Here is a 24,036-nt window from a genome sequence, read left to right on the forward strand (position 1 = left end):
AGGTCCCCGTGGCCGGGTTGCCGGGGAGCCCGGCGGCCTGGCGGCGGTCAGGCGGCCCGGTGGCTCTGCCCGGCCCAGGTCGGTCCGGCTCGGGTAGGGGACTGCGCGGCGGGGGCCCGGCACCGCTCGGGCCGCGTCCGCGGCAGCACCCCGTCGTCAGCGGCACGCGGTGTGAGTGGTCGCGATGTCAGTGGCCCCGATTGCCGGTCCGGCCCCGGATGTCAGTGGCCCCGATGTCGCTCTGGCGTCCGATGTCAGTGGCTCCCCGCACAATGGAAGCCGCGACGTGGGACGTGGTCCGCGGCGCGTGAGGCAGCCCGCGGCGCACCGGCGATGCGGGCCTGGACGAAAGGGCGGCGGGAGCCATGGCCGTGTGGGACGACCTCGTCGGGCAGGAGAAGGTGAGCGAACAGCTCGCCGCCGCCGCCCGGGACGCCGACGCGTTCGTCACCGCGGCCGCCACCGACGCGCCGCCGCCCGAGGCGTCCAAGATGACGCACGCCTGGCTGTTCACCGGACCGCCCGGAGCGGGCCGGACCCAGACGGCCCATGCGTTCGCCGCAGCGCTGCAGTGCGTGAGCCCCGACCGGGCGCTCGGCGGGGTGCCGGGCTGCGGCTTCTGCGACGGATGCCATACGGCGCTCATCGGCACGCACGCGGACGTCACGACCGTCGCCGCCGTGGGCTCGCAGATCCTCGCCGAGGACATGCGCGACACGGTCCGCAAGTCGTTCACCTCGCCGGCGAACGGCCGGTGGCAGGTGATCCTCGTCGAGGACGCCGAGCGGCTCAACGAGAAGTCCGCGAACGCCGTTCTCAAGGCGGTCGAGGAACCCGCGCCCCGCACGGTGTGGCTGCTCTGCGCCCCCTCCCTCGAGGACGTGCTGCCCACCATCCGCTCCCGCTGCCGGCACCTGAACCTGCGCACGCCCTCGGTCGACGCCGTGGCCGACATGCTCGTACGGCGCGAGGGCATCGATCCCGCCGTGGCCGCCTCGGCCGCCCGTGCCACACAGGGGCACGTGGACCGGGCCCGCCGCCTGGCCACCGACCCGGCCGCCCGTGAACGCCGCGCCGCCGTGCTCAAGCTGCCGTTGCGCGTCGAGGACGTCGGCGGCTGCCTCAGGGCCGCGCAGGAACTCGTCGACGCGGCCACCGAGGACGCCAGACAACTCGCCGAGGAGCGGGACGCCAAGGAGACGGAGGAGCTGAAGGCGGCGCTGGGCGCGGTCCAGGGCGGCAGGATGCCACGCGGCACGGCGGGGGTGATGAAGGACCTGGAGGACAAGCAGAAGCGCCGCAGAACGCGGACGCAGCGAGACAGCCTCGACCTCGCGCTGACCGATCTCACTTCCTTCTACCGTGACGTCCTCGCGCTCCAGCTCGGCTCGCGCATCGCCCTCGCCAACGTGGACGCCGAGGACGCCCTCGAACGGCTCGCCCGCGGCAGCGCCCCCGAGTCCACACTCCGCCGTATCGAGGCCATCGCCGCGTGCAGGGACGCCCTCGACCGCAATGTGGCTCCGCTGCTGGCGGTGGAGGCGATGACGATGGCGCTGAGAGCGGGTTGAGACCTGCCGGTGCGGGGACGCTGCTCGAGGACGGCCAGACGGAACGCCGGTTGACGCCGTCACTCGTCCGTGGCGCTTCGTGCACGGTATGACGTCGGACGATCGCACACGGTTACTCTCGCTGGATGCACACCAGGCGCTCCCGCTCCCCTCGAAGGTCCCGTATCGGCGTCGCGCTCGTCTCCCTCGCCGCGCTGCTCGTCCCCGCCTGCTCGTCAGGAAGGGCGGCGGGTTCGGCGAGCCCGGCCGTGGCGCAGGCGGCACTGGCCGCGCTGCCGCGGGCCACGCCGTCGGCGCTCGCGCCGTACTACGGGCAGAGGCTCGGCTGGCGGGACTGCGGCGTCCCCGGCTTCCAGTGCACCACCCTGAAAGCGCCCCTCGACTACGCCCGCCCCGGCGAGGGCGACATCCGTCTCGCCGTCGCCCGCAAGAAGGCGACGGGCCCCGGGAAGCGACTCGGTTCGCTGCTCGTGAACCCGGGCGGACCGGGCGGCTCGGCGGTCGGCTACCTCCAGCAGTACGCGGGGATCGCCTACCCGGCCGGCGTCCGCGCCCGCTACGACATGGTCGCCGTCGACCCCAGGGGCGTGGCCCGCAGCGAGCCGGTGCGCTGCCTCGACGGACGCGACATGGACGCGTACACGCAGACGGACGTCACGCCCGACGACCAGCCGGAGACGGACCGACTCGTCGGCGCCTACAAGAAGTTCGCCGAGGGATGCGGCTCTCGGTCGGCCCGGCTGCTCAGGCACGTCTCCACCGTGGAGACGGCCCGCGACATGGACATCCTGCGCGCGGCCCTGGGGGACAGGAGGCTGACGTACGTGGGGGCGTCGTACGGCACGTTCCTCGGGGCGACGTACGCGGGGCTGTTCCCGGACCGGGTCGGGCGGCTCGTCCTGGACGGGGCGATGGACCCGTCGCTGCCCGCCCGCCGGCTGAACCTTGATCAGACGGCCGGCTTCGAGACGGCGTTCCGCTCGTTCGCGAAGGACTGCGTGCGCCGGCCGCGCTGTCCGCTGGGCGCCCGTGCGGACGAGGTCGGGCCGAACCTCGGGGCCTTCTTCAAGAAGCTCGACGCGCGGCCCATGCCCACGGGGGACCCGGGCGGCCGCCGGCTCGGTGAGTCGCTGGCGACCATCGGCGTGATCGCCGCGATGTACGACGAGAGCACATGGGAGCGGCTGCGGGACGCGTTGACCACGGCGATCGACGACAGCGACGGCGCGGGTCTCCTCGCCCTCGCGGACAGCTACTACGAGCGGGACGGCGACGGCCGGTACGCCAACCTGATGGCCGCCAACGCGGCGGTGAACTGCCTGGACCTGCCGTCCGCGTTCGACGGACCCGACCAGGTGCGCAAGGCGCTGCCCGCGTTCCGCAAGGCGTCCCCCGTCTTCGGCGAGGGCCTCGCCTGGGCCTCTCTGAACTGCGCGTACTGGCCCGTCGCGCCGACGGGCGAGCCGCGCCGCATCGAGGCGAAGGGCGCGGCCCCGATCGTGGTCGTCGGCACCACCCGCGACCCGGCGACCCCCTACCGCTGGGCCCGCGCCCTGGCCGGCCAGCTCTCCTCGGCCCGCCTCCTCACCTACGACGGCGACGGCCACACGGCATACGGGAGGGGCAGCGCCTGCGTCGACTCCACGATCAATGCGTATCTGCTCCGCGGCACGGTCCCCCCGAAGGGAAAGAGCTGCTCATAGCCCCTGCGACCACCCCCTCCGGGGGTGGTGCGGACCACCCCCGGAAACTGTGTAGACTTACCGACGTTGCTGATCGCACCATGGTGCGGACAGCGCGCCGCCTTAGCTCAGATGGCCAGAGCAACGCACTCGTAATGCGTAGGTCTCGGGTTCGAATCCCGAAGGCGGCTCCGTGGTGAACCCCAGGTCGAGCCTTTGACCTGGGGTTTCTTCCTTTGGGTGACCTTGGAATTCGGGCTGTTCGGTCAGTGGGTTTGCTCCGGCTTCTGGCTGATGCCCGCATAGATGAACGGCCACCGGATGATCTTCGAGATGTCGAGGCGCGAAGGAGATCGGCACGATGACCGCACCATTCCGAGGCACTGAGCACCGAGAAGTCGTGGCGTACGCGGACGGGATCTGACACTCACCACGGGCCCGGCGCCTCCGCCTCACACTTGCAGTGATTTCGTCTGGAGGTACTCCATCAGGCCGTGCCGGCCCAGTTCGCGGCCGATGCCGGACTGCTTCCAGCCGCCGAAGGGGGCCAGGGGATTGAAGCGAGCGCCGTTGATGTCCACCTGCCCTGTGTTCAGGCGGCGGGCGAAGGCCACCGCTTCGGGCGTTTCGGCTGACCACACTGCGCCGGAGAGCCCGTACACGGAGTGGTTTGCCATACGTACGGCGTCGTCCTTGTCCTCGTACTTCATGATCGAGAGGACAGGGCCGAAGATCTCCTCCTGGGCGACGGACATGTCCGGGGTGACGTCGGCAAAGATCGTGGGGCGTGCGAAGTAGCCCCGTGGCAGGCCATCGGGCGCCTCGGGTCCGCCGGTGACCAGGCGTGCGCCCTCCTTGATTCCGCGTCGTATGCAGTCGCGTACGCGGGCGCGTTGACGGGCGCTGACCAGCGGGCCCATGCGGGTCGCGGGGTCCAGAGGGTCGCCCGGGGCGTACGCGGCGGCGGCGTCGGCGGCCAGCGTGACGGCTTCCTCGTACCGGCTGCGGTGGACCAGCATGCGGGTCCAGGCGCTGCACGTCTGGCCGGAGTTGGTGAAGACGTTGGTGACGCCGGTGCGGACGGCCGTGGTGTGGTCCGCACTCGGCAGGATCACGTTCGGGGACTTGCCCCCGAGTTCCAGAGCGACGCGCCTGATCGTGCGGGCGGCGTGCGCGGCGACCTCCTTGCCGACGGCGGTGGAGCCCGTGAAGGACACCATGTCCACGTCCGGATGTTCGGCCAGGGCCCGGCCCGCCACCTCGCCCACCCCCGTGACCAGGTTGAAGACGCCGGGCGGTAGTCCCGCGGCGGCCACGCACTCGGCCAGCAGCCGGGCGGTGAGCGGGGTCTCCTCCGCCGGCTTGACGACGATCGTGCAGCCTGCGGCGAGGGCGGGCGCCACCTTGGACACCATCTGGTGCAGCGGATAGTTCCACGGCGTGATCGCGCCGACCACGCCGACCGGCTCCAGCAGGACCGTGGAACGGCCGATCCGCTCCTCGAAGGGGTGCCGGCCGGCCAGTTCCGCGTAGGAGTCGAGGACGGCGAGCGGGGTGCGGACGTGCGCCAGCCGGCTCAGCGCCAGCGGGGACCCCAGCTCCGCTGTGATCGTCTCGGCGAACTCTCTGACACGCGCCCGCAGTTCGCACCCCAGGGCGGTCAGGGCCGCCGCTCGCTCGGCCGGGGCTGTCGTGGCCCAGCCGGGGAACGCCGTCCGCGCGGCGGCCACGGCGGCGTCGACGTCGTGCGCGGTGCCGGCCGGCACCGTGGCGATGACACGCTCGTCGGCCGGGTTCACCACGTCGGTCGACTCGTCCGTGGCCGCCGGCCGCCACGCTCCGGCCACGTACATTCCGTGCTGCTCGTACACCTTCATCGCGTCCGGTTCCCGCCCCTCGCTCGGTTCCTCGCGCCGTCGCTCATCGGGCCGCTGGTACCGCTCCGCCGTCCGCGACGCGCAGCGGTGCGCCCGCCTTGCGGCGCGTCATGACCAGGTGCTGCACGGCGAGCGTGACGCCCATGCCGAGCCAGAGCGCGTCGGCGTTGAAGGGTTCGTGGAAGGCGACGGCTCCGATGCCGCCGAAGACCAGCCGCGCGGCCACGGTCAGGAGCCACAGGAAGAGGATCCGCCGGTCGCCCTTGCGGAAGACGCGTCCTTCGGCGTCCCGCCACATGGGGAAGGCCGCTCCCCGCCAGAGCCCGAAGGCGACCGAGGCGAACAGGGAGAGGACGAGCAAGGCGATGCTCGCCGGCTTCATCTCCGCGGGTCCCGGCGGAACGCAGCCGCGAACGATGAGCACGGCTACCCAGAAGAACATGCGGTTCGTGACCTGCTGGGCGGTGAACTGGCGTATGACGATGATCGTCGTGATGCCGACGATGAGGAGGGTGTTGAAGTAGGCGGTGAAGTTGCTGCCGTCGTCCTTTGCGGCGAGCTCGCCCGCCAGAGTCAGCCCGGCGTACAGGGTGTGGGGGTCGGTCACGGTCGTTCCTCCTCGGGGGTGCCGCCGGCCGGCAGGATCTCCCGCACGAATTCCATCAGTTGGGGGGCGTGTGTCTGGTGATAGGAGTGACCGCCCGGCATGACCGTGAAGGAATGGTCGCCCGCCGCGCACTCCTTCCAGTGCCGGACCTGCTCGGCGGTGACGACATGGTCCTCCTCACCGCAGAGCGCGTGCAACGGGGTGCGCACCGGTCTCGGATCGCTTACAAGATACCGTTCGGCGAAAGCTATGTCGGTGCGTATCGTGCGCAGCAAGTAGGCCACATAGTCCGGGTACTTCAGCAGTTCACGGGGCAGCCCGTCGCTGTTCACCAGCCACGCCAGCAGCTCCTTGTCGGGGGCGTCCGAGATGGTGCCCGTGGGGGGCGTCTGCGGAGCGCGCGAGGCGGAGACCAGGGTTGCGAGGGGCACCGGCGCGCCCCGTTCCTCGATGCGGAGCGTGAGCTCGTAGGCGAGGGCGCCGCCGAAGCTGTGACCGAACAGGACGTAGGGCACGTCCAGTTCGGGCAGGAGCCCCTTGTACAGGGCGTCCACCAGGTCGTCGAACCGGGCCGGCATCGGGTCGGCCTCGCGGGTGCCGCGGCCCGGCAGTTGCTGCGCGAGCCACACTCCGTGCTGGGCTGTGGTCAGCGGGAGCTCCGTGCCCTCCGCGCCATGCGAACTCATCCGACTCCGACCACCTTCCGGCCAACTCACTTGCGTCTGCGTTGTATCGATGCTGTGGGGCGGGTACCGGCGCAGACCAGGAAGGGGACCGGCAATCGGGGTTGCTGGTCGGATCGATGCCGACCGCCGGATTGCCGGGTCCTTGCCTGGATCAGGCACCGGGGTCCTCGGCATGATCGAGGCCGTCGAGATGCCCGGCGGTGCCACTGGGCCCACGTCAACGGCGCCGCCCGCGAAGACCGGTCCGATGAGCGCGATCCGCTCATCGGACCGGCTCGACGCATACCGGTCGTACCGGCCCGGTGCCTGCGCCCGACCTCTGCCGGACAGGCCAAGAACCCGCGACCGTACGCGAGGAGAGATCACGTTGAACGCCCCGGACAAGGCCCTTCTGGAGTGGCTGGAGCAGCCGTCCGCCGACCGGGGGCTGCACTTCGCCGCCGCCGGCGACAGTTGGGACTTTTGGTCGTACGCAGCCCTCGCCGATCTGACGCTGCGAGCCGCCGCCGCCCTGCACGCGCACGGTCTGCGGCACGGTGACGTGGTCGCGGTGGTCCAGCGGTCGAGCCCCGGCTTCGCGGCCGGCTGGTTCGGCGCGATCGCCGCGGGCGGCACTGCCTGCTCGATCGCCCCGCCGTTCGCCTTCCAGCGCGCCGACGACTACGAGAAGCACGCCACGCACCTGTTCGAGACGGCTCAGCCGGCCGTGACGCTGTGCGACGAGGACTCCATCGAGAAGGTACGCAAGATCACGGCGGACCTCGGGCTCCCCGAGCCGGTGCTCTTCGACGAGTTCGTCGCGGACGTCGAACCGACTGAAGAGCCGTTCCCCGCCGCGGAGTTCGCGCTTCTCCAGTTCACATCGGGCTCCAGCGGCTTCTCTCGCGGCGTTCAGGTCACCAACGCCGCCCTGCGCGCCAATGTGACGGCCATGCGGCGCTGGCTCGACTGGTCGCCCGACCTGCCGGGCATCGCGTGGCTCCCGGTCCACCACGACATGGGCCTCATCGGTTGCCTCATCAACATCGTCACGACCGGGTGCGACGGCTGGATGCTTCAGCCGGAGGACTTCATCCGCTCCCCGCAGCGCTATCTGCGCTGCATCAGCGACCAGCGCGTGGGCCTGGCCGCGATGCCGAACTTCGGTCTCGCGTACATCCTGCGCAGGATCAAGCCGCAGGACCTCGAAGGGCTGCGCTTCGACTCGCTGCGGTCGATCATTCTGGGCGCCGAGCGCATCGACCCGACGGTCCTGGAGAAGTTCGACGAACTGCTCTCCCCGTACGGATTCGACCGCCGGGCCCTGCTGCCCGCGTACGGCGGCGCGGAGGCGACCCTGGCCGTCACCGGGCTTCCCCTCGGCGAGGGTTGGACGGCCCTGTCTCCGGAGCACGGTGGTGCGGCGGCTACGGCGGGCGGGCGGATCGTGGGCTGCGGGCGTCCGCTGGAGGGCGTGTCGGTCACCATCACGGACGACGACGAGCGGCCTGTACCGGACGGCACCGTCGGCGAGATCGTCGTCACCGGCGCCTCGGTCGCGACCAGCTATGTCGGCGACCCCGGCTCTGCCTCGGGCACGAGCATCGGCGACGGCACCCTGCGGACGGGCGACGCGGGCTTCCTCCACGACGGACAGCTCTTCGTTGTCGGCCGCCTCGGAGACGGGCTGAAGGTGCACGGCCGGATGGTCTTCGCCGAGAGCCTGGAGGCACAGCTCGTCGAGCGGGGCATTCCCGAGCGACGGGTGGCGGTTCTCCTCGGCCACCGCGACGGCGTACCGACGGCGACCGTGGTCCTGGAGGCCGCCAAGCCCGAGTGGTACGTCCTTGCGGGCACCGTCCTGCGCGAGTCGCTGCCGGACACGGAACTGACAGCCCTCGCCGTTACCCGTGGCGGCATCGCCGTCACCTCCAGCGGCAAGCCCCGGCGCCGTGTCATGTGGGCAGCTCTGTGCGACGGCAGCCTGCCCGGCAGCACCGTCACCCTCTAAGGGGTCCTTGAGAATGATCTTCTTGTGGCACGGTGGAGGAATATGTGATCCCGTGCTGCTTGGGGGTGGCCATGGCACGGCGGAAGCCGTGGGAGGTCAGTGACGAGCTGTGGGCGGTGATCGAGCCGCTGCTGCCGGAGCATGAACGGCGGTTCCGGTACCCGGGACGTAAGCGGATCGATGACCGCAAGACGCTGCAGGGGTGCTGTTCGTCCTCTACACCGGAATCCAATGGATTACCTGCCGCAGGAGTTGGGGTTCGGTTCCGGTTCCACCTGCTGGCGGCGGCTGGCCGAATGGCAGGAGGCCGGGGTGTGGGAGGAACTCCAGCGGGTGCTGCTGGACCGGCTGCGGGCGGCAGACCGCCTGGACTTCTCCCGGGTCACCGTTGACGCCTCGCATGCGCAGGCCAAGCGGGGGCGAAGCAGCCCAAAAGTCGGTCCGAGTCCGGTTGACCGTGCACGGCCGGGCTCGAAGCACCACGTGCTGACCGACGCGCACGGCACCCCGTTGCGGGTGTCGTTGACGGGCGGGCACCGAAACGACGTCACGCAGCTCTTGCCGCTGGTCGACGGCCTGCCGCCGGTGCGGGGCAAGCGGGGCCGGCCCCGGCGCAAGCCCCGCACCTTGTATGCCGATCGTGGCTACGACCACGACGTCTACCGTCGCCGACTGCGTGAGCGCGGCATCGTTCCGAAGATCGCCAGGCGTGGTCAGGCGCACGGCTCGGGCCTGGTCCGTGTGCGGTGGGTTGCCGAGTCCGCCATTGCCTGGCTCCACGGCCCTCGCCGCTTACGCACTCGCTGGGAAGCCCGAGACGACATGCACGACGCCTTCCTCCAGCTCGCCCACTGCATGACCCTCGCCCGCAAGCATCCAGCATTCTGAAAGGACCCCTAAGTGGACGTTAAGTCCGATCTTTCTCGGTTCGTGATCGCTCGATCGAGGTATTGATCGTCGGGCAGGAGCGTCTGATGGTCATGTGCATGCTGAGATGCGGGCATGGAGCGAGAGCCGTACCCCAGCGACTTAGCGGACGAGCAGTGGGCGTTGATCGAGCCGATGATCACGGCCTGGAAGCAGGGCCGGGTGGCACGGTCAGCGACCGGAGATCGCGGATCCTGCGATCTGCGGGAGGTCGTGAACGCGATCTTCTACCAGAACCGGACGGGCTGCCAGTGGCGTTACCTGCCCCACGACCTGCCAGCCTGGTCGGCGGTGTTCTACTACGGGTGCCGGACTATCCGCCGCGTCAAAGCGGCATCTCCGCACCGTTGTTCCGGCTGGTCTGGTTCATCAGAGGAGCGCTCGATCGGAGCCGGTGTCCGCGAGGAGTCGTGCGGTTTGCGGGGACGGGTAGTGCAGTCGCAGGGACGTGTGGGTCTCGGCGGCGTGCCGCGACGCGTCGAGAAAGACGCGCAGGCCGCTGGTGTCGCAGAGGTCGACGGTGGTCAGGTCGACGTCGATGGCGGTGATGCCGTCATACAGGCACCGCTCCAGGGCGATCCGCACCTGGGGCGCGGTGACCGGGTCGATCTCGCCGGCCAGGGTGATCAGTGCTCGCGTGCCCCGGTCGTGCCGGTAGATGTTCAGCTGCGGAAGAGTCATGATGCCTCGGTTCACGGCCTCGGCCGCCACTTGCAGATTCGATGGCCTGGTGACGGAAACCGTCCGGTCACCTGTGGTGAGTGGTAGGGCTGCGTCGGCGGCGCGGCGGGAAGCGGCCACGGCCCCCGTCGCGGTGGTCCCGTTGCTCGCCGGAGGTCGGCGACTGGGGCCGACCGGGTTCCACCGGGGGTAGCGGGGTGCCGCGTCCGCGACGGCCGGGCAGGGGGGCGCTGTAGCGGTGCACGGCGATTCTGTCGGCGTGCTCAATGTTGAGCCGGTGGATCACGTATGCCGCCGCTGCGATGAGGACGATGAAGGCGGCGGCCGTCAGGAAGGGGTTCATGGCGGCCACCTCACATACCGACGATCAGGCGACTGGGCCGACTGGGCGGACCGGGCTGGTGCGGGACGGCCGCGGACACCGCGCAGGCGCCGCCCTCGTATTCCCAAGCCTCGTCCGGGTCCAGTTGCTCGTTGGTCGCGCCGACGCCGTGCCGGGCCTCGTCCGCGGCGATGAGCGCGCTCGCGGTCAGGGGCGGGCCGTCGTAGTCGGACGCGGCAGCCATCAGCCGGGCCGCCGACTCCGCTCCCGTTTCGGGCGGGATGATCAGCAGGTCCCAGCGGCCGGTGCCGTAGGAGAGCAGCAGCAGCTTGTGCGGGTCGATCTCCGGGGTGAACCAGCCGACCTTGACGATGTGGCCGTCCACGGGAACCTGGCGCGGGATGACCGGCCAGTACTTCGGGTTGACGGCGATGCGCGTGATGCGGCCCCACAAGGGGTCCAACACGTCGGTCAGCGCGGGCAGTTCACTCAGCAGATCCCGGGAGCGGGGCCACCAGGCACCGTCCAGGAGTCCACGGGAGGCGCCCTCCCTCTTCGGGGCGAGACGCGCGGCCGGGGTTGCGACGGGCTCGGGGTGCGGCAGGGTTGGGTGCAAGGTCGCCGGCATGATGCGGACCCGTCTCCGGGCCGCCTCTGCGGCGGCCCGGGTTTCATCTTTCGCCGAGAACGACCCGGCGTGGAAGCCGGTGTGCGAAATGCCCTCGGTACTGTCGACACTACTCCGCGCTCGGCCGCGACGCGGAGGAGTGGCCGCCTAGATGTGGAGCAGTCTCTGGGTGATCTCCCGGTACTGCCTCAGTGCGTGCCGAAGTTCTTCGGACTGTGCGTCGGGGGTCTGGTCCTGCCAGCCGGCGCGCAGGAGACGCCGTCGTTCCGCGAGGGCGTTCACGAGCTGTGCGGTGACCTCGTCGTAGGCGCTCTCGGCCTCTTCCAGCGCCTCGAGCGGGGTGTCGGCGAAGGTGTTGAGGGCGTGCCGGAGGCGCTGGACGATCTTGTCCTGTTCGCCCGACGGGAGCAGCGGCTCCGGGCTCGGGCTGCGGCGTCCGGCCGGGCCCGGAGTCTGGCCGGCGGATTGCCGGGCGCGTGTCTGGTCGTACATCATCGGGGGCCACTTCCGTTCCGCCTGAAGGCGTCCTTGGTCTTCTCCACAGCCTGTTGCAGGCTTCCGGAGACGCGGTCGTTGCTGCCTCGGCGCTGCAGTCGCCTGTTGCGGGTGACCCGGCCGAGCTCTTGCGTGATCCTGCCCTTCACCGTCTGCGCCTGGTTCCTGATGCTCCGTGCAACGGTCATGGCCGGCCTCGCTGTTGTCCGGTGGGTGGGCTGTCGCCGGGACCGGGCGAGGCGGAATGCTTCGCCGTGTGTTCCGGAGGTGCATGGCCCGCCACCCCGCGGCCTTTCCGCGTCCGGTGACGGTCCGTGTCAACGCCGTGGCCACGCGTCCGGGCCGCCGCGTTACGGCCGGGGCGGCGGCGTACATGGCCGCATCTCCGCCGCCAGCCCGTCGGGCCCGGCGGTGTCGGCGTCGGCTGATGTGGAGGGGGCGTCGACCAGTTCTGCCGTCAGGAGAGCGGTCGCGGTCGACTGCGGGGTGGTGCTCGCGCTCGCGGCGGCCATCAGCCGGGCGGCCGACGGGGCGCTGACCTCCGGAGGTATCACCAGGAGGTCCCAGCGGCCCGACGTTCCGGACAACAGCAGGATCTTATGCGGGTCCAGCTCCGTGGTGAACCAACCAACCTTGACCACATGGCCGTTGACGAAAATCCGTTACGGGATGACGGGCCAGTAACGGGGGTTGACGGCGATACGGGTGATCCGCCCCCACAGCGGGTCCAGGACGTCGGCCAGCGCGGGCAGTTCGTCGCTCAAATCACGGGAGCGGGGCCACCATGCGCCGTCCAGCTCGACCTGTCCCGGGGAGAGGCTCACGGGTTTGAGGGCGAGGCGTGCGGTCGGGGCCCTGAAGGGCACGGCGCGCGGCGCGGGATGGTCGGTGATCGCGGACATCGTGCGAACCCGTCTCCGAACCGCTGCGCGTGCGCAGTTGTCCGGTGCCGTTGCTCACCAGGAACGACACCGGTATCGGGGCCGGTGCGCGAAGTGCTCCCGATGGGTTCACGCTACTCCCCGAAGAGGCCGAACGGACCGCTCCCGGAGATCCCCTCACTTCCGGCGGCCGTCCTGGCCCGGGGAGCGGCTGGTCTCCAGCCAGGACCGCGCCGGTTCTGCCGCGCTGGTGGTGTCCACAATGAGCTCCAGTCGGGTCCCTCCGTCGGCGTCCGCGGGATAGCTGCGCTGTTCGGTCGTGGCGAAGCAGTGACGGAGAACCTCCGCGACCCGGCGGGCGACCTCGGGGGAGGCGGCGACGATACGTACGTCGGCGTGTCCGTCGGGGGGAGTTTCCTGGGGCTGCATGACGACCGTTCCCTCTTGGGCGTGGATCCGTGGACTGGATCTTTCACCCTACTCCGGCACGTGTGACCAGCGAGCTTTCCGACTGCTGCGGGCCGCGGAGTACCGTGACACGAGGAAGTGACCCATATTCCTCGCAGACAGGCGAGTGTCATGTCCGACTCCGGTTCCCCGCGTGTGACCAGGCTCCTGCCGGACGCCGTCCACCAGGCGGTGAAGCCAGGGACAGCTGTCGTACGGCTGCAGACCACGCATGATCGGCGGGGCGTTCTCGACGGGGCGTGGTGGCCGTGCTCCCGTGATGTCGCAGCCGAGCTTCCCGCCCTGATCTCCGCACTGACCGAGTACCTCGGGCCGCTCACGCGCGTCGGCCTGGATGCCGGAGCCTGGGACGCGCTGCCAACGCGACTGCTCGTCGACAACCGCGTCGTCCATATCGACTCCTTCCCGGTCGGCGACGACACCGTCCTCGTCACCAGGGGCGATCAGGACCACTTCTCCCTCCTCGTCATCCCGCCGCACGCGACGCCCGAGGCGGCACGCACCGCGATGGCCGAAGCCATCCGCGCCGACAACATCACGCAAGCCGAACAGATCCTCATCAACACCGGTACCGACCGGGCAGCGCCGAAGACGTGACGCCGGTCAGCCGAGGCGGCCGTCATGCCACTCCGGTGCTGGCACCGGGATGACCGTGCTGTCGAAAGGCGCCGAGGTGCGGCAGTGGACCGGCGAGCTCGCGAAGAAGGTGGTGGGCTGGAAGACCGACAGTCTCGGCGCCGGAGCCAGCGCCCCGGCCGGTCCCGATCCGGACCGGCTCCCAGGGGATTTATTTGGCACCGACCAGTCCTGCGCTGAAGGTGAGTAGGTACTCCCCGAGTGCGGCCCCGCGGGATTCGCGTCCGTGACGTGCTCGTGGGACCGGGTGCCACCCGGCCCCACGATTGAAGGAGGCGATTCACAGTTCAGCCAACCGTGAGGCCCACAGTCCGGGTTCCGCGAACCGGCACCTGCAAACAGTCTTGGGGCTGGTGCACCCGCCCGTGGACAAAGTGGTCCGTACGGCATCGGCCTCTCGGTCCGCGCTGGGCAGCGCAGTCGGCACCGGACCGCTCGCCGCACGCGCTTGACGCGCGCCCGACCCACGAGATCAACTTCGAGGATTCTCCACAGCTTCTCGCGCCTGGCCGTCCGCCCCGGCCGCCATGAGCGCTTCCGCGGCGTCCTCGGTCGTATTCGGTGGCACGACCATCAGGTCCCAGCGCCCCTGGCCGGGCGCCAGAAGGACGATGGTGTGCGCGGCGGATGCCGTGAGGGTCCGGTGCAGCCTTACGACCTGGTTGGAGACGAGCATCCGGCCGGGCACCGCGGACCAGGTCGCCCCGTTGACCGTGACGCTGGTGATATGGCCCCACGCGCGCGGCAACCCGGCGAGCAGCCGGGGGAGTTCGGCAAGCAGGTCGTACGAACGAGGCCACCACGCTCCATCGATGGGGCGTGGCATGCTGCCGCGCGGTGTCAGACGCAGGCGCAGGAGGGGATGGGAGGGAAGCGGGGGCTGCAGTGCGGTGGTCATGATGGCTCCTGCCAACTGCCGTACAAGGATGGGACGAATGGTTGATGTCGGGCGCGGCGGGCGGCGACGCGGGCCGGACTTCGCCGGCTCACGTCGTGCACGCAGCCGAGGCGTTCGAAGATATGGAGATTGCCGTTCCGCGGCCTGGATGCGGACGGCCGGGCTCACGGGCTGCCCTGTGAGGACGGGTGGCGTGGTACGGAAGGAGGGTGGGCTGGTGGACCCGAACACGAGGCGACGGTCCGGGCGAGCCGGTCCCAGTTCCGGCATACGGAAAGTCCTCGTCCTTTCCACCGTACTCCGGCCCGTGTCACAACCACCTCTGTTCGGAAGCGGCATCGCGGTGACGCGGGCCGGCACTGGCCGTCGACCGGCTGACGGCCATGCCGCTGCGCACATCCAGCACGACGCGCAGGAAAGTGGCACTAGGGCGTGTTTCGAAAATAGCGTCGTCCGCCCGAAGGGCGGGCCCGGCGGCGGCGATGGGGGCACCTCCCGCGCGAGTTCGTTCGAGCGTGGGGGAGCGCGCGATCGCAAGGCGGAGGGTCGCCCCGATACTGGATGTATCGGGGTGATCCCGACAACGCGGCGAGCGGGCGTGCCAGGCGTCGCCGGGCAGGCGGGACTTTCGAAACACGCCCTAGATGATGAACGAGCAGACGCGCGCCCCACAGCCGGCGGACCAGTCCCGCGGCGCCACGGGACGCCGCGCCCCGGATCCGGGACCGCTGTTTCCGTCGGACGAGCGGGACAGGATCGCCGAGTGTCTCGGAGCTCTACGGACGAACCGGATTCGAACTACTCCGCAAGGCGCTCGCCACGCGGCGGCTCGGGACAGTAGTGGCAGGACGGCTGAGCGCCGGCTGCCCTGCCGCTACGGCCGCGACGCCACCCGGGTCTCCTCGTGGGCGTGCGGGTACTTTGCGGTGCGGTGCTGGAAGGCGAGCACCTTGGGGTTCTGGACGACGCCACGGCGGATCTCGATGGCATGCCGGATCGTGTCGTCGGCGTCCCAGCCGTCGGGGCCCTGGAGCACGACGTCCAGATACGGCAGGAGGGCCTCGCTGTTCTCCCAGGTCGCGGAGTTCCACAGGTAGGAGGGGCTGTGGTCCACCGCGTAGTACCTGACGTGGCCGCCGACGGTGAACATCGGGTCGGTGAAGGTGGTGGGTCGGGCCCAGTCGAAGCCCATGCCCTCGTCGCAGGAGACGTCGATGACCAGGGTGCCGGGGGCCAGCTTGGGCAGGTCCTCGTCTATCAGGAACATCAGCGGCGCGTCGGTGTCCTGCAGCACGCAGTTGACGATGATGTCGTGACCGGCGAGGAACTCGGCCAGCGGAAGCGGGCCGTCCTCGGTGAAGGCGACACTGCGTCGCGGGTCGGGGGTGTCGTCGGCCTTGTCGTGGTCGAAGTGGACGATCCGCGCGGAGTGGATGGGGGAGCTGACAGCGGTGACGCCACGCGCGGTGAGCACGTCGACGTCGTGCACGCCCAGAGCGCTGAGCGCGGTCACCGCGCCGCGGGCGGTCGCGCCGAAGCCGATGACCACGGCACGCTGCCGCCGCCCGTAGTCGCCTGTCACGCCGGTCAGCTGCATGGCGTGCAGGACCGAGGAGTACCCGGCCAGCTCGTTGTTCTTGTGGAAGACGTGCAAGTTGAAGGCGCCGCTGCGGGTCCAGTGGTTCATCGCTTCGAAGGCGATCAAAGTCAGCCGCCGGTCGATGGCGGTCTGGGTGAGCCTCTCGTCCTGTACGCAGTGTGGCCAGCCCCAAAGGACCTGACCCTCGCGTAGTTCCGCCAGGTCTTCGTGGAGCGGTTTGGCCAGCAGGATGACATCGCAGTCGGCGATGAGTTCCTCGCGCGTGCGGAAGCCCGCGATGAGCGGGGCGAGTCGGCTGTCCGGGACGCCGAAATGCTCTCCGTAGTTCTCCTGGAGGTAGATGCGCTTGCGGAGACCGGCGTCGATGCGGTCGAAATGAGCGGGGTGAACGGGCAGACGATGCTCGTTTTCCTTGCGGGTCTGCGACATGATTCCGAGCGTGAGCTGCTGCAAAATGCCCCTTTGGTTACTCCCTGTTCAGCACACCGGGGCAAGCTGGCAGCCGGTCTCGACGGGCGGGCCAGGGCAGGCGCACGGGCGGGAGCCGGGTCGGGGCGACATACACGTGGCCCTGTGCGCTTCCAGGCGGCGGCTCCGTCTCTGCGGCGATCGGGTCGCACGGTACCGGTCAGCTCTGTCGGGTGCGGCCTCGGTAACCCCGGCATGCTGGCCCTGGCCCCGCGGCTGCCGCAGGCCGTCCCTGGTGCCAGGCGTCGCTGGACGGAGCGAAACGGGCTGAGAGCCGGGTGGCCGGTAGGGTTGGACGGTGTGTGGAGCTGCGCGCTGCCCGAACCCACCAGAGGGGTGCTTGTAGAGGCCTCACAGTGACTTCCGCTCGGCCCTCCGATCGCTCGACAGCAGCGCTGATCGACGGGCGGCAGTCTCACTGGCGGGCCGGTGAGGACTCCAGCGGTGGACAGCCGGTGGACAGACGCCTTTGGACGGTGCATCACAAGGTGGCACGGGTCAACCTGTTACACCTGTTCTGATCAGGAAAAACGTCACTGGACAGCACGACTAGGCACTACGCAACACGGTCGCTCATGGTCTCGTAATGCGTAGGTCTCGGGTTCGAATCCCGAAGGCGGCTCCATCGTGAACCCCAGGTCACATAGCACGTGACCTGGGGTTTTCCGTTGCTCGGGGAAGCCCCCCGCCCCCGGACCACACTGCACGACCGCCCGCCGTTATCCGAGCCCGGGCCAACTACCCAGCGCCTGTCGGTCTCTGAATCCGGCCAAATTGGCGGGAATGCGTGACGCGTGGTGCCCGCTGCGGGGCAGGGTGGTGGAGTGCCGCTCAGTAGGTATGAGAGATATTCCGCTTTTCGGGGAACCTGCCAAGGTGGCTCTTTTGTGGCGCGCTCCAGAGGATCTCGCGTGAATCAGTGGCCGAGGATTAGGGAAACCCCTTCCGCCGCGCTGCCGAACGTGAGCGCTTGAGGTGGAACCCACATGCTCCCTCGCTCCGGGGAGCGAGGCGCCACCAGCGCCGCGACTCCGTTGTCCGCCTCCCCGACCACCTGTGAGTCGTTTCTCGGCTTCGAGAATCCGTCGGAACCTCATGACTACGCCGGCTTGATCGTCGGCAAGAAGAAACCGCGCGGCTGGACGATTCCAGCCATTGATCATTCGGTTTCGGACGGCATGCATGAATGTCCGTTGCCCTTCCGAAGTGCCATGGCAAGCCTGGACTCGATTCCATGTGGTGCGAAGTTTTGGATCGTGCGTGCGGCGAATTCCGGAGGGGTGGCGCCGTGAACACCCGGGTGTGTGGGAGTTCCTGCCGCCAGGCGCCAGTAAGGAAGTGATCGATCCACGACAGCGACCGGATCCACCCGTCCCGAGAAGCGAGTCAACCGTGCCTGCGGCGTCCCGGACCCCATACCCCCTTGTCGGCACGACGAGCATGCGTCGCCTGTTCGTCTCTGAAGTGCGGATGTACCCCGGCAGGGTCGCCGGTGCGGCGCTGGCCTGCGCGACGACGGCGGCCGGAGTGGGTGCGTGCGCGTTGCTGTTCACCGCGGCCGCCTTGCCGGACTTCCCGGAGAACTCCGTCGCGGCCGACGCCGCCATGGACGCGAAGAACCTTCTGTCGCTTCTGCTGTCCATGCTGCTGATGTGCGCGGTCGTGGTGGTCGGCTCCACCGTCTCGCTGTGGACGGGGCAACGCCTGGCCCAGTTCGCGGTGTTGCGCGCCCTGGGAGTGACCGCCGGTGAACTGCGCCGCACGGTCGCCGTGGATGTGGTGAGCCTCGCCCTCGTCGCGGGCGCGATCGGTGCGGCCGCGGGCATGGTGCCCCTGGCTCACCTCGGCAAGGACCTGCTGGTGGACCGCGATCTGTTCCCCGAGGGGGTGCCACTGCCGCCGGCCGACCAGACGTGGTGGACGGCGATCGCCGTCTGCCTCACCACGGCGGGGGTGGGGCTGCTCGCCGCCATGGCCAGTGTGCTGGCCGCGGGCCGGGTCAGCCCGGGTGCCCTGCTCAAGGACGCGGAGCTGTCCCTGGCGTCGTCCCGGAGCCGGATGCGGCTGGTCATCGGCATCGCCATGACCCTGCTGCTGTGTGCCCCCCTGCTGGTGGTCATGGCGTTCATGGATCTCCCCGCGACCGTGCGGGGCGCCATGGCGCCGGGGCTGGCCCTGATGGTGATCCCCACACTGGCCGTGCTCGCTCCGTGGATCGTGCCCGTGCTGGTCGTCCCCGTCTGCTGGGCCCTGCGGATCCTGGACCGCCGTGTGGGCCGTATCGCCGCCGCCGGACTGCGGGCCACACCCGCGCGTACGACGGCGATGGCGGTCCCGGTGCTGCTGGCGGTCGGCGTCGCCGTGTCCCTGCTCGGAGCGGGTGCCACCATCGGGCGGGCCGTCGAGCGGCAGACCGGGGAAGGACTGCGCGCCGACGCAGTGGTCACCGCCGAGTCGGGCAGCCGCCTCCCCGTCACAGCCCGGCCGTACGCGGGAGGAACGGCCACACCTCTGGTGGCGTCCGAGGTCACCGCCCCTCCCACCTCCTTCGACGACCAGCCCGCGGCCACCGGTGCTTGGGGAGTGGACGGGGCCGCGCTGGCCCGGGTCGTGGACCTCGACGTGAGGGAGGGGCGTCTCGCGGACCTCCGCGACGGGACCTTCGCGGCCGGAGTCATGCAGGCCGACGGCCACCACTGGCGCGTCGGCCACAGGGCACGGCTCACCCTGGCCGACGGCTCGCACCGGACGCTGACCCTGGTCGCCGTCTACGAACGCGACCTCGCCTTTCCGGAGTTCGTGATCCCACGTTCCACCGCGCTCGCCCACACCCCGTCTCCGTACGCCGACCGCATCCTGCTCACGGGCCAGATCCGGTCCTGGCCGAAGGAGCCGGGCCAGAAGGTCGCCTCACGGGCCGGGTATCTGGCCGACCTCACCCCCCGCAACCCCGCCGACGACCTGGCCTCCCGCCTGATCGTGGCCGTCGTCGCGGGCTATGCGCTGCTGTCCGCCGCGAACACCTGCTCGCTCGCCCAGCGCGACCGCCGCGCCCAGCGCTCCCAACTTCGGGCGATGGGGCTGGGCAGACTCCAGTTGCTGCGCTGCGTCCTGTACGAGGCGGCCGGCGCCACCGTGGTCGGCGTGGCGCTGGCCGCCGTCACGGCCGTGACCTGCCTGGTCCCTCTGTCCCTCGTGCTCGGGGCCGGCGCGATGCCGGGCTTCGACGTGCCGTGGACCGTCGGAGTACTTCTCGCCGCGGCTCTCGCGGTCGCCGTGCCGTCGGCCATGACCGCTCACCCCCTGTCCGGCGTCCAGAAACAGTTCGCGAGGAGAGCGGCATGACGGAGCGGCAGAGGGCGTACTGACGCTTCGCGCCGAGTCCGGGCACCGCGAACTCGCCTTCCGCCGCCGGGCTGCGCGGGGGTCAGGATCCTCACCGAGCGGGACGCCGACGACGATGATGCCGCGCTGCAACAGGCCCTCGGCGGGGGCCCGTCGGAAGCCGCGGCGGTGGCGCGGCATCTCGTCGACTGCCTAAGGCGCCATCAGCGTCCCGACGAACTCAAGCCGGCGTTCGTGGCGATGGCGGGGAGTGCTGCCGGCCCCGTTGAATGCGGATCGCGCCTCGATGTAGCGGGCGTGGTGTCGCTCTCGGCGGCCCTCTCCGGGGCCGCGCCGACGGAATGGGTGACGCCGATGTGACGGGCGTGTCACGGCTGTCCGCGCGATGGAAGCGGAGCATGTGAGGTATATCACATTCCGTTTGCTTGTGTGAATGATGTGAAGCAAGCGCGTTCGAGGTGCGGAAGGGATGTACGCTTGCGTGTCGCGTTCATCTCAAGTCGCCTCCCGCGCAGGCGGGATGACGACATGTCAGATCGGCGGTCGGTGGCCGAAAGTCGGTGCTCGAATCGTTCACCGTTCGCTGAGAGATTGCTCGTCCTGTGAATGTTTGGTGCCCACCTCAGGTGAATTTTGTGTTGATCGTGTGTCGGAAGAGCTCGTTTCGGCTCTAGATTTCCCGGCGTAGACCGCGAACGTCGCACATATGGCCCATGCGGTGGGCTGCGCTCCGGCTGGGGGGTTCTGAGTTCGTGTCGGGTTTCTTCGACGATTTCTGGTCATGGATTGTCACGGCGACTGCCGAGACGTCATGGCGTGAGCTGATGCCGCTCGGCCTCGCCGGCGTGTTCGTCTGGGGTCTGTGGCTCTACCGGGCGGTGCTGTCCCGGTTCGCCAAGCCCGTGGTGAACGACTACCGGACGACGGTGTCCGTGGTCGTCCCGGCGTACCGCGAGGACGCGAGCATTCTGGTGGACTGCCTGGACACCTGGCTGGCGCAGGATCCCACCGAGGTGATCATCGTCCCGGACGTCGAGGACAAGGAAGTCCTGGAGCGGCTGGCGCAGGTGCAGGACCCGCGGGTCCGCGTGCTGGCCTTCGAACACCGCGGCAAGCGGTCGGCGCTCGGCGTCGGCATCCGCGCCGCGAAGAGCGAACTCGTCGTGCTGGTCGACTCCGACACCCGCTGGGAGCCGGGGCTGCTCGCCGCCGTGCAGATGCCCTTCGTCGACCCCGAGGTCGGCGGCGTCGGCACCCAGCAGAACGTCTACCAGCGCCGGACCAGCGTCTGGCGGCGGATCGCCGACTGGCTGGTCAACCTGCGCTACTACGACTACGTCCCGGCCATGGGCCGCGCGGGCGCCGTGGCCTGCCTCTCCGGCCGTACGGCGGCCTACCGCCGGTCGGCGATCACGCCGGTGCTGGAGAACCTGGAGAACGAGTTCTTCCTGGGCCGGCGTTGCGTCGCCGGCGACGACGGACGGCTGACCTGGCTGGTGCTGGCCTCCGGTTACAAGACCGTGCACCAGAGTTCCGCGCGGGCGATGTCGATGTTCCCCTCCTCCTTCCGCGCCTTCGTCAAGCAGCGGGTGCGCTGGAGCCGCAACTCCTACCGGTGCTACCTCACCGCCCTCTACAAGGGTTGGCTCTGGCGGGTCCCCCTCGTCACCAAGATCACCGTGTTCCAGATCCTGCTGACGCCGGTCACGATGGGCATGGCGCTCGCCTATCTGCTGTTCAGCCGACTGGAGTTGACCGGCCGGGGCGTGATCCTGGTGCTGATCTGGCTGCTCGTGGGTCGCGGCATCCGCGGCTACTCCCACCTGCGCAGGCACCCGCAGGAGATCCTGCTGCTCCCCCTGCTCGCCGTCGTCGTCATCATGATCTCGCTGCCGATCAAGCTGTTCGCCTTCATCACCATGAACAAGCAGGGCTGGCTGACCCGCGCCAGCAACCGCATCGGCGGCGAGGGACAGAACTCGGCGTCCCTCGGCGGCGGAACGGGCACCCGTGCCGGCGCGTCCACCGCGCCGACGGCCGCCGCCGCGTCCACCGCCCACACCGCACCCTCGTGGGCGGAGGCCCAGCAGTCATGACACAGCGTCGACTTCCGTCCGCCCCGCGGACCCGTGCCCTGCCGTCCGCCCTGCGCGCCCGTACCCTCCCGGCCGTCCTGCGGGCGCCGCGTCTGTCGGCCGTCGTGCCGGTGCTGCGCGCCGCGCTGGTCGTCCCGCTCGCCGCCGGTCTGCTCGCCGCGTCCGCGACCGCCGCGGCCGCCGACACGGACGACAAGCCGAAGGTGAACGCCGCCGACGCGGAGAACGAGACCGCGCTCGTCGCCGCCGAGGACCACCGGCTGGACCAGGTCCGCGCGGTCGCCGCCGTCGCCCCGCTGAAGGGCGGCCAGTGGAAGGCGCCGTACCGCCTGGACACCGGCAGCGGGTACACCCTCGTGCTCACCCAGCGCAGCAACGCCTACACCATCTCCGACCTGCTCGAACTGGCGCCGCAGACGTTCGTCCGGATGCAGGACGGCTCCTACCTGCTGACCGAGAACATCTACCTGAACGCCGGGGCCAAGCTGAAGCTGTCCAACCCCGGCGGGCTGACGCTGCGGATGGCGAGCAGCAACAAGGGCTTCGTCAGCATCGTCTCCTTCGGCGGCCGGCTGACCCTGGAGGGCACCCCGCAGGCGCCCATGCGGATCACCAGCTGGGACGACAAGAAGAACAAGCCCGACACCGACGTACGGGACGGCCGCGCCTACATCCGCGCGATCGGCGGCCAGTACTCGATGACCTACGCCAGCGTCACCGACCTGGGCTTCTGGAGCGGCCGCACCGGCGGGCTGAGCCTCACCGGCACCGACCGGCCCGACACCGGCAACATCGACGACTCCCCGGCGAGGTCGGGCACCAAGGCCGGCAGCAGCGGCGTCATCGCCCAGCCCTCCGGTTCGCTGACGACGCCGGACACCCGCTTCTCGGTGCCCAGCCTGTCGTACGTCTCGGCGGAGATCGGGCACTCGACGGTCACCGGCAACGCCTACGGCCTGTTCATCTCCGGCGCCACCGGGGTCAGCATCAGCGACACCACGGTGCAGGGGAGCCTGGAACACGGCGTCGTGCTGCACCGGTTCGTCACCAACGCCGTCGTCGAGCGGACCGTCTCCCGCAACAACGGCGGCGACGGGTTCGTCATGGCCCGCGCCACCGAGCAGGTCCGCGTCAGCGGCTCCACGGCCAAGGGCAACGGCGGCAACGGCTTCACCATCAGCGGCCGTCCGCTGGCCAGCGGGCCTTCCGCGTCCGGCGAGTCCATCAGCAGCTACGGCTCCAACTCCGTGTCCAACAGCGTCGCCACGGACAACGGCCGCTACGGCATCGAGATCTTCGGCGGCACGGACGTCGGCGTCCAGAACAACCGCGTCGAGGGCGGCGACATGGGCATCGTGGCCCGCAAGGACGCCACCGACGTGGCCATCACCGGCAACCACCTCAAGGGCCAGTCGCGGCAGGGCATTTCGGTGCGCGACGGAGTGACCGCCGCCACGATCACCGGCAACATCGTCGAGGGCACCGACACCGGCATCTACGTCCGCGACAGCGTGGCCGAGATCCGCGGCAACACCGTCCAGGACGGCCGCAACCACGGCATCTCCATGGTCGGCGGCGTCGACGACTCGATGATCACGTACAACGTCATCTCCGGCGTCGGCCCGAGCGCCGTCGACACCACCCGCGCGCACGGCGACATCACCGTCCGCTCGAACCAGCTGTTCGCCTGGCACGACACCAGTTCCTTCTGGATCAAGTTCCGGCACTACGCCAGCCCGATGACGCTGCTGTGGACGTTCATCCTGCTGCTCATCCTGATCTCGGCGGTCATGGGCGGCCGTGAGCGCGGGGGCCGCCGCAACGGCCGCCGGCGCCTGGGCGCGCACCCGTACGAGGACAAGCTGCCGCTGAACGGCACGCCCGTCATCGAGGTGCCGGTCCGTCAGGTGACGCCCAAGCGGGAGTGGTTCACCGAGGAGGACCAGCGGACCACCGGCCTGCGCGTGTGGGCCTCCCAGTCCGCGCAGTCCGTCCCGGCCGCGCAGTCGGCGCAGTCCGCGCAGCCGGCGTCGGCCGCCCACGCGCCCCGATGACGATCTGACCGCCCAGCAGCCGGAGTTTGCCGCCTATGCCTTCCGATCCGTCCTCTGTCTCTCCCGAGCCGAGTGAGCCGACCGAGCCGAGCGAGCCGAATAAGCCGACCGAGCCGAATGAGCC

18 protein-coding genes, 1 tRNA gene and 3 pseudogenes are annotated in these 24,036 nt (G+C 70.0%); 11 read left to right on the forward strand and 11 right to left on the reverse strand.

Annotated elements, in window-relative coordinates; translation table 11 throughout:
- Positions 1-365 precede the first annotated feature (365 nt).
- The 3 genes from ACFYXA_RS31935 (at position 366) to ACFYXA_RS31945 (ending at position 3,444) form a co-directional block, all read left to right on the forward strand.
- Positions 366-1,571: a DNA polymerase III subunit delta' gene (locus ACFYXA_RS31935; protein ID WP_351090496.1), complete on the forward strand. Its 1,206-nt coding sequence runs from the start codon at positions 366-368 to the stop codon at positions 1,569-1,571.
- 125 nt (positions 1,572-1,696) lie between these two features.
- Positions 1,697-3,274, forward strand: a complete 1,578-nt coding sequence (locus ACFYXA_RS31940; RefSeq protein ID WP_389039492.1) for an alpha/beta hydrolase — start codon at positions 1,697-1,699, stop codon at positions 3,272-3,274.
- A gap of 96 nt (positions 3,275-3,370) precedes the next feature.
- Positions 3,371-3,444: transfer RNA gene (locus ACFYXA_RS31945), tRNA-Thr, on the forward strand.
- A 261-nt stretch (positions 3,445-3,705) separates the two neighbouring features.
- Here ACFYXA_RS31945 and ACFYXA_RS31950 read toward each other — a convergent pair.
- The 3 genes from ACFYXA_RS31950 to ACFYXA_RS31960 are packed head-to-tail and all read right to left on the reverse strand — an operon-like array spanning position 3,706 to position 6,423.
- Entirely contained in the window at positions 3,706-5,130 is a 1,425-nt protein-coding gene (locus ACFYXA_RS31950) for an aldehyde dehydrogenase family protein (RefSeq protein ID WP_389039495.1), read from the reverse strand.
- Positions 5,131-5,173: 43 nt separating this feature from the next.
- Positions 5,174-5,737: a hypothetical protein gene (locus tag ACFYXA_RS31955; protein WP_389039498.1), complete on the reverse strand. Its 564-nt coding sequence runs from the start codon at positions 5,735-5,737 to the stop codon at positions 5,174-5,176.
- The gene (locus ACFYXA_RS31960; RefSeq protein ID WP_389039501.1) at positions 5,734-6,423 is read right to left on the reverse strand and encodes a thioesterase II family protein; all 690 of its coding nucleotides are present in this window, start codon (positions 6,421-6,423) and stop codon (positions 5,734-5,736) included. Before ACFYXA_RS31960 ends, ACFYXA_RS31955 begins: the two co-directional genes overlap by 4 nt.
- A gap of 367 nt (positions 6,424-6,790) precedes the next feature.
- Here ACFYXA_RS31960 and ACFYXA_RS31965 point away from each other — a divergent pair, with 367 nt between their 5' ends.
- The 3 genes and pseudogenes from ACFYXA_RS31965 to ACFYXA_RS31975 all read left to right on the forward strand — a co-directional run.
- A complete protein-coding gene (locus ACFYXA_RS31965; protein WP_389039504.1) occupies positions 6,791-8,413 on the forward strand; it encodes an AMP-binding protein in 1,623 nt (540 codons plus the stop codon).
- 71 nt (positions 8,414-8,484) lie between these two features.
- Positions 8,485-9,301 (forward strand): annotated as a pseudogene (locus tag ACFYXA_RS31970) (IS5 family transposase).
- A gap of 114 nt (positions 9,302-9,415) precedes the next feature.
- Positions 9,416-9,643, forward strand: a pseudogene (locus ACFYXA_RS31975) (transposase); the annotation flags it as partial.
- Between the two features lie 66 nt (positions 9,644-9,709).
- On the opposite strand, the gene ACFYXA_RS31980 reads toward ACFYXA_RS31975, so the two are convergent.
- From ACFYXA_RS31980 to ACFYXA_RS32005, 6 genes and pseudogenes are all read right to left on the reverse strand, one after another.
- The gene (locus tag ACFYXA_RS31980) at positions 9,710-10,021 is read right to left on the reverse strand and encodes an STAS domain-containing protein (protein WP_389039507.1); all 312 of its coding nucleotides are present in this window, start codon (positions 10,019-10,021) and stop codon (positions 9,710-9,712) included.
- Positions 10,022-10,374: 353 nt separating this feature from the next.
- Complete coding sequence (locus ACFYXA_RS31985) at positions 10,375-10,971, reverse strand: DUF5994 family protein (protein ID WP_389039510.1); 597 nt, start codon at positions 10,969-10,971, stop codon at positions 10,375-10,377.
- A gap of 147 nt (positions 10,972-11,118) precedes the next feature.
- Positions 11,119-11,466: a hypothetical protein gene (locus ACFYXA_RS31990; RefSeq protein WP_358609204.1), complete on the reverse strand. Its 348-nt coding sequence runs from the start codon at positions 11,464-11,466 to the stop codon at positions 11,119-11,121.
- A complete protein-coding gene (locus tag ACFYXA_RS31995; RefSeq protein ID WP_389039514.1) occupies positions 11,463-11,654 on the reverse strand; it encodes a CsbD family protein in 192 nt (63 codons plus the stop codon). The genes ACFYXA_RS31990 and ACFYXA_RS31995 overlap by 4 nt, the downstream gene beginning before the upstream one ends.
- 162 nt (positions 11,655-11,816) lie before the next feature.
- A pseudogene (locus ACFYXA_RS32000) lies at positions 11,817-12,368 on the reverse strand (DUF5994 family protein).
- Between the two features lie 156 nt (positions 12,369-12,524).
- Positions 12,525-12,776, reverse strand: a complete 252-nt coding sequence (locus ACFYXA_RS32005; protein WP_319367136.1) for a hypothetical protein — start codon at positions 12,774-12,776, stop codon at positions 12,525-12,527.
- 150 nt (positions 12,777-12,926) lie between these two features.
- On the opposite strand from ACFYXA_RS32005, the gene ACFYXA_RS32010 reads away from it, so the two are divergent.
- Positions 12,927-13,412: a DUF5994 family protein gene (locus ACFYXA_RS32010; protein ID WP_389039517.1), complete on the forward strand. Its 486-nt coding sequence runs from the start codon at positions 12,927-12,929 to the stop codon at positions 13,410-13,412.
- 49 nt (positions 13,413-13,461) lie between these two features.
- A complete protein-coding gene (locus tag ACFYXA_RS32015) occupies positions 13,462-13,641 on the forward strand; it encodes a hypothetical protein (protein WP_389039520.1) in 180 nt (59 codons plus the stop codon).
- A 282-nt stretch (positions 13,642-13,923) separates the two neighbouring features.
- On the opposite strand, the gene ACFYXA_RS32020 is transcribed toward ACFYXA_RS32015, so the two are convergent.
- Together ACFYXA_RS32020 and ACFYXA_RS32025 are read right to left on the reverse strand one after the other, a co-directional pair.
- Positions 13,924-14,349 carry a DUF5994 family protein gene (locus ACFYXA_RS32020; RefSeq protein WP_319367138.1) on the reverse strand — a complete coding sequence of 142 codons (426 nt, stop codon included), beginning with the start codon at positions 14,347-14,349 and terminating at the stop codon, positions 13,924-13,926.
- Between the two features lie 874 nt (positions 14,350-15,223).
- Positions 15,224-16,402 carry a N(5)-(carboxyethyl)ornithine synthase gene (locus ACFYXA_RS32025; RefSeq protein ID WP_389039523.1) on the reverse strand — a complete coding sequence of 393 codons (1,179 nt, stop codon included), beginning with the start codon at positions 16,400-16,402 and terminating at the stop codon, positions 15,224-15,226.
- 1,485 nt (positions 16,403-17,887) lie between these two features.
- Here ACFYXA_RS32025 and ACFYXA_RS32030 point away from each other — a divergent pair.
- The 3 genes from ACFYXA_RS32030 to ACFYXA_RS32040 all read left to right on the forward strand — a co-directional run bounded on the left by ACFYXA_RS32030 (position 17,888) and on the right by ACFYXA_RS32040 (position 23,912).
- Positions 17,888-19,762, forward strand: a complete 1,875-nt coding sequence (locus tag ACFYXA_RS32030; RefSeq protein ID WP_389039526.1) for an FtsX-like permease family protein — start codon at positions 17,888-17,890, stop codon at positions 19,760-19,762.
- An 824-nt stretch (positions 19,763-20,586) separates the two neighbouring features.
- Positions 20,587-21,858, forward strand: coding sequence for a glycosyltransferase family 2 protein (locus tag ACFYXA_RS32035; protein ID WP_389039529.1), 1,272 nt, complete (start codon positions 20,587-20,589; stop codon positions 21,856-21,858).
- Complete coding sequence (locus ACFYXA_RS32040) at positions 21,855-23,912, forward strand: right-handed parallel beta-helix repeat-containing protein (RefSeq protein WP_389039532.1); 2,058 nt, start codon at positions 21,855-21,857, stop codon at positions 23,910-23,912. Before ACFYXA_RS32035 ends, ACFYXA_RS32040 begins: the two co-directional genes overlap by 4 nt.
- The last annotated feature ends 124 nt before the right edge of the window (positions 23,913-24,036 follow it).

It is taken from the genome of Streptomyces sp. NPDC002566 (assembly GCF_042889585.1).
Classification (GTDB): domain Bacteria; phylum Actinomycetota; class Actinomycetes; order Streptomycetales; family Streptomycetaceae; genus Streptomyces.

Coding starts and splice junctions, on each gene's coding strand:
- ACFYXA_RS31980 (WP_389039507.1), bottom strand. CDS start 10,021: ATGACTCTTCCGCAGCTGAACATCTACCGGCACGACCGGGGCACGCGA.
- ACFYXA_RS31985 (WP_389039510.1), bottom strand. CDS start 10,971: ATGCCGGCGACCTTGCACCCAACCCTGCCGCACCCCGAGCCCGTCGCA.
- ACFYXA_RS32015 (WP_389039520.1), top strand. CDS start 13,462: ATGACCGTGCTGTCGAAAGGCGCCGAGGTGCGGCAGTGGACCGGCGAG.
- ACFYXA_RS32010 (WP_389039517.1), top strand. CDS start 12,927: ATGTCCGACTCCGGTTCCCCGCGTGTGACCAGGCTCCTGCCGGACGCC.
- ACFYXA_RS31940 (WP_389039492.1), top strand. CDS start 1,697: ATGCACACCAGGCGCTCCCGCTCCCCTCGAAGGTCCCGTATCGGCGTC.
- ACFYXA_RS32005 (WP_319367136.1), bottom strand. CDS start 12,776: ATGCAGCCCCAGGAAACTCCCCCCGACGGACACGCCGACGTACGTATC.
- ACFYXA_RS31935 (WP_351090496.1), top strand. CDS start 366: ATGGCCGTGTGGGACGACCTCGTCGGGCAGGAGAAGGTGAGCGAACAG.
- ACFYXA_RS32030 (WP_389039526.1), top strand. CDS start 17,888: ATGTACCCCGGCAGGGTCGCCGGTGCGGCGCTGGCCTGCGCGACGACG.
- ACFYXA_RS32040 (WP_389039532.1), top strand. CDS start 21,855: ATGACACAGCGTCGACTTCCGTCCGCCCCGCGGACCCGTGCCCTGCCG.
- ACFYXA_RS32035 (WP_389039529.1), top strand. CDS start 20,587: ATGCCGCTCGGCCTCGCCGGCGTGTTCGTCTGGGGTCTGTGGCTCTAC.
- ACFYXA_RS31950 (WP_389039495.1), bottom strand. CDS start 5,130: ATGAAGGTGTACGAGCAGCACGGAATGTACGTGGCCGGAGCGTGGCGG.
- ACFYXA_RS31995 (WP_389039514.1), bottom strand. CDS start 11,654: ATGACCGTTGCACGGAGCATCAGGAACCAGGCGCAGACGGTGAAGGGC.
- ACFYXA_RS32020 (WP_319367138.1), bottom strand. CDS start 14,349: ATGACCACCGCACTGCAGCCCCCGCTTCCCTCCCATCCCCTCCTGCGC.
- ACFYXA_RS31990 (WP_358609204.1), bottom strand. CDS start 11,466: ATGATGTACGACCAGACACGCGCCCGGCAATCCGCCGGCCAGACTCCG.
- ACFYXA_RS31960 (WP_389039501.1), bottom strand. CDS start 6,423: ATGAGTTCGCATGGCGCGGAGGGCACGGAGCTCCCGCTGACCACAGCC.